General features: G+C 35.1%; 15 protein-coding genes. 8 read left to right on the top strand and 7 right to left on the bottom strand.

Annotation, left to right across the window (positions count from 1 at the left end; translation table 11 throughout):
• The first annotated feature begins 9 nt into the window (after positions 1-9).
• Genes ACP5P5_RS02780 through ACP5P5_RS02770 form a run of 3 tightly spaced genes read left to right on the top strand, consistent with a single transcriptional unit; the run spans position 10 to position 3,319 of the window.
• Positions 10-1,479 (top strand): complex I subunit 4 family protein, encoded by a 1,470-nt coding sequence (locus ACP5P5_RS02780; protein ID WP_428284591.1) that lies wholly within the window; start codon positions 10-12, stop codon positions 1,477-1,479.
• 33 nt (positions 1,480-1,512) lie between these two features.
• A complete protein-coding gene (locus tag ACP5P5_RS02775) occupies positions 1,513-2,940 on the top strand; it encodes an NADH-quinone oxidoreductase subunit N (RefSeq protein ID WP_428284590.1) in 1,428 nt (475 codons plus the stop codon).
• 10 nt (positions 2,941-2,950) lie between these two features.
• Complete coding sequence (locus ACP5P5_RS02770; protein WP_428284589.1) at positions 2,951-3,319, top strand: hypothetical protein; 369 nt, start codon at positions 2,951-2,953, stop codon at positions 3,317-3,319.
• A gap of 52 nt (positions 3,320-3,371) precedes the next feature.
• On the opposite strand, the gene ACP5P5_RS02765 is transcribed toward ACP5P5_RS02770, so the two are convergent.
• From ACP5P5_RS02765 to ACP5P5_RS02750, 4 genes are all read right to left on the bottom strand, one after another.
• Positions 3,372-3,515, bottom strand: coding sequence for a hypothetical protein (locus tag ACP5P5_RS02765; RefSeq protein ID WP_170120448.1), 144 nt, complete (start codon positions 3,513-3,515; stop codon positions 3,372-3,374).
• A gap of 37 nt (positions 3,516-3,552) precedes the next feature.
• Positions 3,553-4,794 (bottom strand): ATP-dependent Clp protease ATP-binding subunit ClpX, encoded by a 1,242-nt coding sequence (gene clpX / locus ACP5P5_RS02760; RefSeq protein WP_428284588.1) that lies wholly within the window; start codon positions 4,792-4,794, stop codon positions 3,553-3,555.
• Positions 4,795-4,953: 159 nt separating this feature from the next.
• Positions 4,954-5,592 carry a ClpP family protease gene (locus tag ACP5P5_RS02755; RefSeq protein ID WP_428284587.1) on the bottom strand — a complete coding sequence of 213 codons (639 nt, stop codon included), beginning with the start codon at positions 5,590-5,592 and terminating at the stop codon, positions 4,954-4,956.
• Between the two features lie 42 nt (positions 5,593-5,634).
• The gene (locus ACP5P5_RS02750) at positions 5,635-6,330 is read right to left on the bottom strand and encodes a ClpP family protease (protein ID WP_428284586.1); all 696 of its coding nucleotides are present in this window, start codon (positions 6,328-6,330) and stop codon (positions 5,635-5,637) included.
• 351 nt (positions 6,331-6,681) lie between these two features.
• Between ACP5P5_RS02750 and ACP5P5_RS02745 the strand changes: the two genes are divergently transcribed.
• From ACP5P5_RS02745 to fabD, 3 genes are all read left to right on the top strand, one after another.
• Positions 6,682-7,098 carry a 6-pyruvoyl trahydropterin synthase family protein gene (locus ACP5P5_RS02745; protein WP_428284585.1) on the top strand — a complete coding sequence of 139 codons (417 nt, stop codon included), beginning with the start codon at positions 6,682-6,684 and terminating at the stop codon, positions 7,096-7,098.
• On the top strand, positions 7,061-7,780 hold the full coding sequence (gene folE / locus ACP5P5_RS02740; protein ID WP_428284584.1) for a GTP cyclohydrolase I FolE: 720 nt from the start codon (positions 7,061-7,063) through the stop codon (positions 7,778-7,780). The genes ACP5P5_RS02745 and folE overlap by 38 nt, the downstream gene beginning before the upstream one ends.
• A gap of 195 nt (positions 7,781-7,975) precedes the next feature.
• Complete coding sequence (gene fabD / locus ACP5P5_RS02735) at positions 7,976-8,866, top strand: ACP S-malonyltransferase (protein ID WP_428284583.1); 891 nt, start codon at positions 7,976-7,978, stop codon at positions 8,864-8,866.
• Between the two features lie 56 nt (positions 8,867-8,922).
• Here the strand turns inward: fabD and ACP5P5_RS02730 are convergent, their stop codons facing one another.
• Entirely contained in the window at positions 8,923-9,372 is a 450-nt protein-coding gene (locus ACP5P5_RS02730; RefSeq protein ID WP_428284582.1) for an N-acetyltransferase family protein, read from the bottom strand.
• Positions 9,373-9,376: 4 nt separating this feature from the next.
• A complete protein-coding gene (locus ACP5P5_RS02725; protein ID WP_428284581.1) occupies positions 9,377-10,600 on the bottom strand; it encodes a trans-sulfuration enzyme family protein in 1,224 nt (407 codons plus the stop codon).
• A gap of 140 nt (positions 10,601-10,740) precedes the next feature.
• Between ACP5P5_RS02725 and ACP5P5_RS02720 the strand changes: the two genes are divergently transcribed.
• Entirely contained in the window at positions 10,741-11,232 is a 492-nt protein-coding gene (locus ACP5P5_RS02720; RefSeq protein WP_428284580.1) for a DinB family protein, read from the top strand.
• Between the two features lie 80 nt (positions 11,233-11,312).
• Here ACP5P5_RS02720 and ACP5P5_RS02715 read toward each other — a convergent pair whose 3' ends face one another.
• A complete protein-coding gene (locus tag ACP5P5_RS02715; protein WP_428284579.1) occupies positions 11,313-12,302 on the bottom strand; it encodes a beta-ketoacyl-ACP synthase III in 990 nt (329 codons plus the stop codon).
• A gap of 128 nt (positions 12,303-12,430) precedes the next feature.
• Here ACP5P5_RS02715 and ruvA point away from each other — a divergent pair, with 128 nt between their 5' ends.
• Positions 12,431-13,018, top strand: a complete 588-nt coding sequence (gene ruvA, locus ACP5P5_RS02710; protein WP_428284578.1) for a Holliday junction branch migration protein RuvA — start codon at positions 12,431-12,433, stop codon at positions 13,016-13,018.
• The last annotated feature ends 24 nt before the right edge of the window (positions 13,019-13,042 follow it).

Raw genomic sequence — 13,042 nt, 5'->3', positions numbered from 1 at the left:
AATGTTTATATGATTGTCCATTTTTTAATTATCGTGCCAATACTCACTATCCTTATAATGTTGTTTTTGCAAAAACAACAAGTTATTAGGGCAGTGGCTTTAACAGGTGCTATTATTCAATTATTAATAGTAATTAATGTATTGTGGCAATATGTATTGAATTCGGACATGACATCCGGTAATGTAATGTTACAAACTAATGTAATGTGGTTTGCCCCTTTGAACATTCATTATTCTGTTGGAGTTGATGGCATTTCTATTGTCATGTTGTTTTTAACAGCTCTGGTAGTTATTGCAGCCATTCTAGTTTCATGGAAAGAAGAATACTTAACAAAAGAGTTTTTTGTTTTATTAACATTATTGGCTTTAGGGGCCTATGGATTCTTTATTTCATTCGATTTGTTTTTAATGTTCTTTTTCCTTGAATTGGCGGTTATTCCCAAGTTTTTATTAATTCTTAATTGGGGTAGTGGTAACAAAACATATAGTGCTATCAAATTGGTGCTAATGTTAATAGGGGCTTCTGCCATTTTATTTATGGGAATATTGGGTATTTATTATGCTTCATCCAATGGGTCGCCCAGTTTTAATATGTTAACTTTAAAAGATTCGGGCATGGCCTATCATTTGCAATTAATATTTTTTCCATTTTTATTTATAGGTTTTGGAGTATTCACTGCTTTATTTCCTTTTCATACTTGGGTGCCCGATGGACATTCTGCTGCACCCACTGCGGGTTCAATGTTTCTGGCCGGTATATCAATGAAGTTGGGGGGATATGGACTTGTACGGTTGGTAACTATGTTAATGCCTGCAGCTGCACAGTTTTATTCCCCCTACATCGTTTTATTGGCTGTTATTGGAATATTATATGGGGCATTTGCTACTATGGTGCAAAAAGATTTAAAATACATGAATGCTTATTCATCGGTTAGCCATTGTGGTTTTGTTGTATTAGGTATTGGAATGTTAAACCCTGTAGCTATTACCGGTGCAGTGTTGCAAATGATTTCCCATGGATTAATGACAGCACTTTTCTTTGCTGCAATTGGTATGATTTACAGCAGAACACATACCAGAATTATTAAAGAAATGGGTGGCTTATTAACTTATTTACCTTTTATTGGCGGACTTTTTATTTTGGCAGGTTTAGCATCTTTGGGATTGCCGGGACTAAGTGGATTTGTAGCTGAAGTAACTGTATTGGTTGGCTCATGGCAATTGCCATTTTTGCCATATCGAATAGCCACAATTATAGCTGCCGCTTCAATAGTGGTTACAGCTGTGTATATATTAAGAGCTGCCGGAACTATTTTAATGGGTAATACGAAAGCAAATCATTTTGATACACCAATAGATGCCCGTTGGTATGAAAAATGGGCAGGTGTTTTGTTGGGAATTGGTATTTTAATTGTGGGTGTGTTACCATTTTTGATTTTAAAAATAATATCACCAACCATTCATTATTGGCAAAGTTGAAATTAATTAAGGCTAACAAAACCATATGCTTCAATGATATATTACTTACTACATACTCTTTTACCATTTAAACAGGAATTATTGTTATTGCTGGGTATATTCATTTTGTTGCTTACACAAATATTGGGAGGTAAGCAGCATACAGAATGGACCTTGCAATGGATAAATTTATTGTTGTTAATTATTGCGTTAGCCGGATTTTGGCCGGTAGGCTATAATTCAGCTTTTAGCAATATGTATCAACTAACAGCCTTAAATGCTTTTGAAAAATCGGTATTAGCTTTTGCTGCATACATCATTTCTTTGCAAGGTTATAATTGGTTACAACGTTTTGAGCATACCTACGAGTTTTACGTATTGGTGTTATCTTCTTTATTAGGTATGTTTTGTATGCTTTCATCAACCAATTTTTTATTTTTTTACATTGGCCTCGAATTGTCAACACTTCCGTTGGCATTGTTGGTTAACTTCCAACTCAATAATAAACAATCATCAGAAGCTGCTTTTAAATTTATAATGTCTGCTGCATTTGCATCTGCCATTCTATTACTAGGTATTTCATTTTTATATGGACTTTCTGGTTCATTAAATTTTAATGCAGTAGCAGCAAAACTTATATTGAATCCATTTTCTTTAGTTGCTTTTTTATTGTTTTTAGCGGGTGTTTTATTTAAAGTATCCGTAGTGCCTTTTCATTTATGGACTGCTGATGTATATGAAGGCGCACCAATATCAGTTACTGCATTTTTATCGGTAGTTTCAAAAGCATCTGTACTATTTGTTTTATTGAATTTATTATTCAAGGTATTTCACCATTTGCAATCTGTGTGGCACATTGTTATGCTAATATTATTACTGGTAACCATTGTTATTGGCAACTTATTTGCGTTACGACAAGAAAATTTTAAGAGATTTATGGCGTTTTCTTCTATAACGCAAGTTGGTTTTATACTGGTAGCTTTTTTAGGTAATGCATACAACGCATCTACTGCTGTAGTGTATTTTTTAGTTATTTATTTATTCTCGAATCTGGCTGTTTTTGGTGTAATTACCTATGTTGAAAATGCTTTTGATAAACAGAATATTAATGAATTTAAAGGGTTGTATAAAAAGAACAAATTTTTGTCATGGGTGCTTTTAATTGGTTTGTTCTCTTTAGCCGGTATTCCACCAACAGCCGGTTTTTTTGGCAAGTTTTTTTTAATAATGTCCGGAAGCGAAAATCTTAATTATATTCCATGGATAACATTAGCTGCTGTGAATCTTATTATCTCTTTATATTATTATTTACGGGTTGCAATAGTAGTTTTCGATAACAATGTTGAATTTGATGCGCCAACGATTGCTATTCCGCAGCCAATAAAACTTAGCTTCATTATTTGTATAGTTGGCATATTGATTACGGGAGTGGGTAGTTGGATTTATCATTACATTTATTCACTTACTGCTGCTGCATTTTAAATTTTTTGAAATGGCCATTAATAAAAATCATGAATTTGAAGATTTAAACGGTATCAAATGTGCTATTGTTGAAAGAAATGTTAGTGTTGACAGGGTAACATTTTTAAAAAACTTATTGCAATACAATGGCTATACCGTTGTTGTTGAAGTAAATGCAATACCTGCTAAAACAACTGAAGGGGTTACGGAAAATGAAACTTCACAAGTACCATCATTATACACCATTGGTGTGGCAGATGTAACCTTTAATGTTATTAATGCTGTGTTTGGTAGATTATTAAGAACACCGGATGGGCATACTGTAACTTTAGCCTATTGGCAACAAAAAGAATCGGTAGCTCGTGATGATGTGCCCTATTTTTCTGATAATAACTGTTAAGTATTATTGATTGAAGTGCGTATAAAAAAAATCGGAGTATAACTCCGATTTTTTATTTTTTAAAAATGTTATTAACAGCTCCGCCCAACATGGGGAATTTTTCTTTTACATATCCTGCAATGGTTTCAATGGCTTTTTGTGCTTGCTCGGGTGTTAGGCCTGCTTCTTTTACCAAACGTTCAATCAGTTCATTCATAAATGATTATTTTAATTAAAAATATTTTTTATACTTTTTAAGCAACTTTCAACATGCCCAGTTTGCTTTTGCTAAACATTTGTTTTGCATAAGCTAAATCCACATGAAATTCTTTTTGTTTGCTACCCGGCAATTCAAACATGGCATCAGTTAATATACTTTCGCAAATACTTCTTAAAGCCCGGGCACCGAGTTTATATTCCAATGCTTTTTCAACCATAAAATCATACACTTCATCATCAATGGTAAGCGTTATATTTTCTAATTCAAATAAACGTTTGTATTGTTTTACCAAAGCATTTTTCGGTTCAGTTAAAATGTTGCGTAGGGTAGCTTTATCCAGCGGATCTAAGTGCGTTACAACCGGTAAACGACCTAGTAGTTCAGGTATTAGTCCAAAACTTTTTAAATCTTGTGCGCTAACAAATTGTAATAAGTTATTTTTCTTTTGTTCTTGGTCTAACTTATCTACATTAAAGCCGATGGCATTGGTATTAATTCTTCTGGCAATTATTTTATCAATACCATCAAATGCGCCACCACAAATGAATAAAATGTTCTTAGTATCAATTTTAATCATTTTTTGTTCAGGGTGTTTTCTTCCGCCTTGTGGAGGTACCAACACTTCTGTTCCTTCTAACATTTTTAGTAAGCCTTGTTGTACCCCTTCGCCACTTACATCACGGGTAATGGAAGGGTTATCACCTTTACGGGCAATTTTATCAATTTCATCAACATATACTATTCCTTTTTCGGCAGCATTTACATCATAATTACAATTTTGTAATAAGCGGGTAAGCATACTTTCAACATCTTCACCTACATAGCCGGCTTCTGTAAATACAGTGGCATCAACAATGGCAAAAGGTACGTTTAGCATTTTAGCAATAGTTTTTGCCAGCAATGTTTTACCTGTACCGGTTTCGCCAATCATGATAATATTGCTTTTATCAATTTCAATATCATCGGGTTGTGTTTTTTGTGTAATGCGTTTATAATGATTATAAACAGCAACACTCAAAACTTTTTTGGCTTCGTCCTGGCCAATTACATATTCATCTAAAAACTTTTTTATTTCGGTTGGTTTCTTAACGACAATTTTATTATTGCTATTAAAAGTTTGTGGTGTATTATTATCTTTTAATTCCTGTGCAATGATTTCCTGTGCATGTTCAATACAATTTTCACATATATGCGCTTCCTGGCCGGCAATTAAAATCTTCACCTCGGCCCTGCTTCTACCACAAAATGAACAATGTAAGTGTGTTTGTTTAGCCATAATACAAAGTTTACTTGTTTTAAAGGCTTCATTTTCGCTATTAAAACAAAAATATAACCCTTTTTCAAGGGTTGTATTTGAAAAGCAAAGGTACAATTTAGTTAATAGCCGTTTCGTTAAAAGTGATGAACAGCTATTTTATTTGTTAGGGATGTTCGACTATATTTTAGTAAGTACTGCATCAACAATACCATAAGCTACTGCTTCATTGGCATCCATCCAATAATCACGGTCAAAATCTTTCATGATTTGATCAAAAGTTTTGCCACAGTTTTCAGCTAAAATTTTGGCACCCAAGTCTTTGGTTTTTTTCATCTGTTCGGCCTGAATTTCTATATCGGCTGAAGTAGCTTGAAAATAACCGCTTAAACTAGGCTGGTGTATCATTACTTCTCCATGCGGATAAATAAAACGTTTTCCTTTTTTTCCTGCACTTAAAAGTATAGAGCCCATGCTGGCCGCTAAACCCATACAAATGGTGCTGATGGGGGATTGAATTAATTGTATGGTGTCATAAATTACCATGCCGCTTGTTACAACACCTCCGGGACTATTAATGTACAATTTAATTTCTTCTCCTGGTTTATCTGCATCTAATATTAAAATTTTACTCACTAATTCTCTAGCACTTTTATCATCAACAGGGCCCCATAAGTAAACTGCTCTTTTTTCAAAAAACAGTTTTTCCATTTTCTTCATCATTTGCGGGCTCATGGGTTCTTTTTCTTCTTTAGTATTTTCCTCGTCGCCCTCTTCGTTGTTTAAATAAGGATTGATTAAATATTTATTGTAAATCATAATCTTTTAATGTTTGTAAACTTGAAATGAAAAATGAAAAGCTTAACCTTTTTTATCTTTTTTGGGATTGCGAATTAGTACTTCATCTACCAATCCATAATCTTTTGCATCCTGAGCAGTCATCCAGAAATCACGGTCGCAATCTTTTGCCACAACATCAACTGTTTTGCCGGTATGTTCTGCAATTACTTCGTACAATTCCTGTTTTAGCTTTTTTATTTCACGGGCAGTAATTTCAATATCGGTAGCCTGGCCACCAATTGAACCGCTGGGCTGATGTAACATGATACGACTATGTTTAAGTGCAGTTCGTTTTCCATTCACTCCCGCACATAACAATACAGCACCCATACTAGCTGCTACGCCTGTGCAAATAGTTGAAACATCAGGGGTTACAAACTGCATGGTATCGTAAATGCCCATTCCGGCATAAACACTGCCACCTGGGCTGTTAATATACATTTGTATATCGCGGGTACGATCGGTACTGTCTAAAAATAATAATTGTGCGGTAACAATATTGGCCACATAATCATCAATAGGTTCGCCTAAAAAAATAATTCTATCCATCATTAAGCGGCTAAAAACATCCATTTGGGCAACATTTAATGAACGTTCTTCTATAATGTAAGGCGTTAATGCTGTTGGATTAAAATGATTACGAAAATTATGTAGTGTGGCACTGCTAATTTTTCGGTGCTTTATGGCATATTGCTCAAATTCTTTTTGTAAGTCCATGCGCTAATATTTTTAATGAAGATAAGGGTTTACTTAGTTCAAATACCATGCAAAACCTGTAAAGCGACAAAATTACAGTTTGATTGCTCTGTTTAAAAAAAATAAAAAAAGTTTAAACAATTTTCTGAAATATTGGTTAGTATAACATAGTAAGCTATTTTTGATGTTTGATTGAATAAATTAAACAGGCTTTCTTAATCATGAGCCACTTGGTCAGCACACTTCTGATACAGTGTTCATAAATTGATTTTCTTAAAGTGTTTTATCAATGCTAAAAGTGTTGCATATGATTGTAGTACAATCTTTTGCGTTGTGTGTTGATAGAAAATGGTATAACGAAGAATGAATATTATGGATTTGAATAAAGTGGCCATTTACAGAAAGGAACATTTTAATGCAGCACACCGTTTGCATAATGCCAATTGGAGTGATGAAAAAAATGCTGAAATTTTTGGGTTATGTAATAACAAAAATTTCCATGGTCACAATTATGAATTGATTGTGAAAGTAACGGGCGTACTCGATGCTAATACGGGTTATGTTATAGATACAAAGGTGTTAAGCACCATGATCAAAGAAGAAGTGTTAAACCGATTTGATCACAAGAATTTGAATTTAGATACGGTTTATTTCAAAGAATTAAATCCTACAGCCGAAAACATAGCAAAGGTAATTTATCAGTTGCTGCGTAATAAGCTGGACGAAAATTTAGAGTTAAAAATATTTTTATATGAAACCGAGCGAAATTATGTCGAGTATCCAGCTTAATGGCAAAAACATTGCCTTAACAGATGTTTTGGTAGATGAAATGGGCGACAACCACGTGCAAACTTCGGTAGATACACCATTGCGCAATGATGCATTTGTATTATCAGATGAAGATAAAATAAAAGCCATTGAAAAACATTTTAGGGCTATTATGGAAGTTTTGGGTTTAGATTTAAACGATGATAGTTTAAAGGGGACACCCAAACGCGTAGCAAAAATGTATGTTAAGGAAATATTCAAAGGCTTAAATCCTGAGAATATGCCCAAAGTAACTTTGTTTAACAATAGTTACCATTACAATCAAATGCTGGTTGAAAAAAATATTTCTTTTTACAGTAATTGTGAGCACCATTTTGTTCCCATCATTGGTCGTGCACATGTAGCATATATTAGTAATGGGAAAGTAATTGGTTTAAGCAAGCTCAATAGAATTGTAAATTATTTTGCCAAACGTCCACAGGTGCAAGAAAGGCTTACCATGCAAATTGGTGCTGCACTTCAAAAAATTTTAGGTACTCAGGATGTTGCTGTGGTAATTGATGCAAAACATTTATGTGTTGCCAGCAGGGGAATTGAAGACGACACATCAACCACTGTTACTTCATTTTATGAAGGCAAGTTTAAAGAAGAAGCTACTCGTTCCGAGTTCTTAAAATATTTAGAATTACACACGAAGGTTTAAGCAAGAAAAGCCCTTATGCACTTGGCCGGTTAGTAATAACCGGCTTTTTTATGTTTGTGATAATGAATTGAAACAACTTTTCAAATCGTTAAAACAAACTTATTACATTTATTTACCTATACTTGCATTGCCATTGTTGCAATAATTGCACAATGCATTCATTACTTATAATAAATTGATAAAAAAAATAGGAATATGAAACATGCTTACGTATTTCCCGGCCAAGGAGCTCAGTTTAGTGGAATGGGTAAAAGTTTATATGAACAACATGCCATAGCAAAAGAAATGTTTGAAAATGCCAATGATATTTTGGGTTTTCGTATTAGTGACATTATGTTTACCGGCAGTGATGATGCGTTGAAGCAAACCAATGTAACACAACCTGCTGTTTTTTTGCATGCAGTAATAGCTTATGCTACCGTTACAGATGCGCATCCCGATATGGTAGCAGGCCATTCTTTAGGCGAATTTTCAGCTTTGGTTTCTAACAAGGTATTAAGTTTTGAAGATGCACTAAAATTGGTAGCTATTCGTGCCAATGCCATGCAAAAAGCTTGTGAACAAAATCCATCTACTATGGCAGCCATTTTGGCATTGCCCGATGAGCAAGTAGAGGCTATTTGTGCACAGGTGCAAAATGAAACAGGTGAAGTTGTAGTGGCCGCTAATTATAATTGTCCCGGACAGTTGGTTATTAGTGGCAGTTTAAAAGGTGTGGAGATAGCTTGTGAGCGAATAAAAGCAGCCGGTGCTAAACGTGCTTTAATATTACCGGTTGGCGGTGCTTTTCATTCACCCTTAATGGAGCCTGCCCGTCAGGAGCTGGCGCAAGCTATTCAAACAACACAATTTAATGAGCCTATTTGCCCTATTTATCAAAATGTTGTAGCACAAGCAGTAAATGATGCTAACAGCATAAAACAAAATTTAATTGCACAATTAACAGGTGCTGTTAAATGGACGCAAAGTGTAGAAGCCATGGTAGCCGACGGTGCTACTCATTTTACTGAAGTGGGACCCGGAAAGGTTTTGCAGGGATTAATTCAAAAAATTGCCAAAAATGTAACAGTTGACGGAATTAGTTAAGAAAATAACAATAAACACAAATGGGCATCCGCTATTTATTTCGGATGCCCATTTTTTTAAAAAGTTATTGAGCAATTAATCCATTCGTCATCAAAGTCGGCATTGTATTTTTTATAAAACTCAATAGCAGGTTTATTCCAGTTTAATACTTGCCATACCATGCCATGTAGTTTTTTTTCTTTAGCTTCTTCAATCAGCCTGTTAAATAACAGGGTACCAATGTTCTTACCACGCATTTTTTCTGTAACTAAAATATCTTCTAAATACATACGTTGACCTTTCCAGGTGCTATAACGAATATAGTAAAGCGCAAATGCTTCTACTACACCATCTACTTCGGCTACGAAAGCCCACCATACAGGCTTTTCCCCAAATCCGCTTTCTTCAAAATGCGATAATGTAACAGTTACTTCTTGCGGTGCTTTTTCAAATTGAGCCAACTCTTGAATAAGTTCTAATAATCTGGCACAATCTTTACGTTCCGCTTTTCTAATCAGTATATTCATGATATTAACTTAAGGCTTGTTCAAAATCTTTTAAAATATCTTCTACATTTTCAATGCCAACACTTAAACGTATTAAACCATCGGTAATACCGAATTTTAATCTTTCTTCTTTACTAACACCTCTATGGCTCATACTGGCCGGATGTGAAAGCAGTGTATCTAATGTTCCCAATGAAATGGCTCTTACACACATTTGTAATTTGTCAATAAATTTTTTTCCTGCTTCTAAACCGCCTTTTACTTCAAAGCTCATTAATGCACCGGGATGTTTCATTTGTTTATTGGCAATGGAATAATCCGGATGACTGGGCAATCCTGCATAATTTACTTTTTCAATGGCAGGATGTTGGTCTAAAAATTCAGCAACTGTTTTGGCATTGCTGCAATGGCGTTGCATTCTCAGTTCTAAGGTTTTTAATCCATTCATCAATAAAAATGCATCAAAAGGATTACTGTTGCCTCCTAATAAAACTTGCCATTTCCAAGCTTGCGTATTCATGAACTCAATATCTTTCCCAATTAATACACCACCAATGGCAGTGCCATGGCCATTTAAAAATTTAGTAGTTGAATGAAAAACAAAATCGACACCGTATTTAAATGGTTGCTGCAAATAAGGTGTTGCAAAAGTATTGTCAACTGATATTTTTTTATGGTATTGTTTGGCTATTTGTGTAACAGCGGCAATATCAACACACTGAATGGTAGGGTTAGCAGGTGTTTCAATATGAACCAGTTGTATGTGCGGATTGGTTTTTAATACTTCCTCTACTTGTTGTAAATTTCTTAAGTCAACAATAATTGTTTCAATGCCGGCATTGTGTAACACTTTCAACATAAGTTCATATGTTCCACCATATAGTGAGTAGTGCGAAAGAACAGCATCGCAGGCTTTAAGTGTACTCATAAATAAGGTTGTCATGGCTGCCTGGCCACTGGCATGTAATAATGCTTTTAATTGTAACGGTGTGCCATTGCTGTTGTTTAAACCAAATGCTTCTAATGCTGCAATGGTTTCCTCAGCTGCAGTAAACGTAGGATTACCCCAACGGCCATATATTCTTGATTTATCATCGCCTGCAAATCTTTCCATACCTGCTTCTGCCGTGGGAAAAGTGAATGTTGAAGTAGCATAAATAGGAGTAATGTGTGCAAATTCCGCATTTTCATGTTCGCTGCAATGTAAAGCTAATGAGCTGATGCCACTGTATGGAAAATTAGGTTTCATTGTAAAATTATTTATAGGTGTATTCAACAAAAATAACCACCATTTATAACTTGTTTCTATTTTTTTGATGAATACCTGTTAATCAAACTTTTTGAAGAGTATTGTAATGTTTAATTTAGTGTTCATTAAATATCTAAATTATGCAAACAATGATTGCAGATTATGCTGCATACAATCAATGGGCGAATGGTGCCCTTTTGAAGGTTGTTAAAACATTAGATGCTTCTCAACAACAAAAGGAAATTATTAGCAGTTTTCCCAGCGTATATAGTACTTTATTGCATGTATTGAGTGCTGAAACAATTTGGTGGCAACGTATGCACAATGAACCACAAACCGCATGGACGTTAAAGGATGCTGGCTTAAGCTGTGAGGCAATCATAGATGGCATTTTGCGTCAAGATAAATTGTGGACTGAATGGGTAACCACCCTGCAAACGGAACAATTACAATCTATGATGGGCTATAAAACTTCCAAGCAAGAATATTTTGAGCAGCCTTTATGGGAAATATTAATGCATTTGTTTAATCATAGTACTTATCATAGAGGGCAGTTAGTAACTATGTTACGACAATTGGGTATAATACAACTGCCCGGCACCGATTTTATTTTGTGGTGTAGAAACAAATAGGGTAATCAATGCCCAATGATTCATTGATTACCCATAAAAATTGCTTTGAAATAAGCAGTTTTTTGAAATTATTGTTTTAATTAATAAGCCCATTTAACCCAAACGGCACCCCAGGTAAAACCACCTCCGAAAGCAGATAAAATTACGTTATCGCCTTTGTGTAGTTTATTTTCCCATTCCCATAAACACAAGGGGATGGTAGCAGCAGTGGTATTGCCATAACGTTGAATATTAATCATTACTTTGTCCTTGTCTAGCCCCATTCTATTGGCGGTTGCATCAATAATTCTAAGGTTGGCCTGGTGTGGAACCAGCCAGGCAATATCATTGGCAGTAAGGTTATTTCGTTCCATAATTTCGGCACTCACATCAGCCATTCCTTTAACCGCAAATTTAAAAACGGCTTGTCCTTCCTGGTAGGCAAAGTGTTCTTTTGCCAATACGGTTTCAACAGTTGCAGGTTTTAGTGAGCCACCGGCTTTCATATGCAGGTATTTAGCGCCTGAACCATCACTACGCAAAATGCTATCTCTAATACCCAATTCTTCAGTAGTTGGTTCTAATAAAACGGCGCCGGCGCCATCGCCAAAAATAATGCAGGTAGCACGGTCGGTATAATCAATAATAGCACTCATTTTATCAACCCCAACAACAATTACCTTTTTATAACGTCCGCTTTCAATAAAACTGGTACCGGTTGTTAAAGCATATAAAAAGCCGCTGCAAGCAGCACTTAAATCAAATCCCCAAGCATTGGTGGCGCCAATTTTATCGGCAATAATATTAGCAGTTGCCGGAAAAACCATATCAGGCGTAACGGTAGCACAAATAATGCAATCAATATCAGTGGGTTGTAAATTACGTTTTTGTAAAATTTGTTGAATAGCAGGAACAGCCATATCACTACTGGCCTTCCCGGGTTCTTTTAATATTCTACGTTCTTCAATTCCGGTTCGGGTTCTAATCCATTCATCATTCGTATCTACCATTTTTTCCAAATCAAAATTGGTTAATTTGGTTTCCGGTACATAACCACCTACTGCGGTAATTGCGGCTGAAATCTTGCTCATATAAAAAATGAATTCTTTATTCGGTAAAAAATAACCGCAAATATCTGTTTTTATTTTAGAATGAAATCATATTTGCCTATTTGTGCCCTTCAATTTGAATGAAAACCCTATTTTTGAACCGGTTAATTATGATAGCGTATATAAAAGGGAAGTTTGTGGTTAAATTGCCTGCCATAGCCATTATGGAGGCTAATGGTATTGGTTATGAAATGCAAATTAGTTTAAACACCTATTCTGCCATTAAAGATGCTGATAATGGTTTGTTATACACATATTTACATATTACTGAAAATGGACAAACATTTTTTGGCTTTGCCGATATGGCAGAAAAAGAAATGTTTTTATTATTGATAGGTGTGTCTGGAATAGGTTCTGCCACAGCAAGAATGATGTTGTCCGGATTAAAGCCTCGGGAAATTAGCGATGCTATTACACAAGGCAATACTGCCTTACTATCAACCGTAAAAGGTATTGGAAAAAAAACCGCAGAACGGCTAATTTTAGAACTACGCGATAAAATGGGGAAAAAAGTTTTGGAATCAGGCGGTACAGCTAGTTCTCCAAAACCGATATCTCTTGAAGATGATGCCGTGCAGGCATTAATGGCGTTGGGAATTGCTCGCCCGGCAGCAGAAAATGTCGTTAAAAAACACATATTATCAAATCCTGAATTATCTTTAGAGGAAATTATTAAACAATCTTTAAAAAATCTTTAACAATAGCCTAGAAATTTACCTAAT

Origin of the sequence: Hydrotalea sp. (assembly GCF_049968455.1) — a bacterium.
GTDB lineage: Bacteria > Bacteroidota > Bacteroidia > Chitinophagales > Chitinophagaceae > Hydrotalea.
This window is presented reverse-complemented; position numbering and strand designations above follow the sequence as displayed.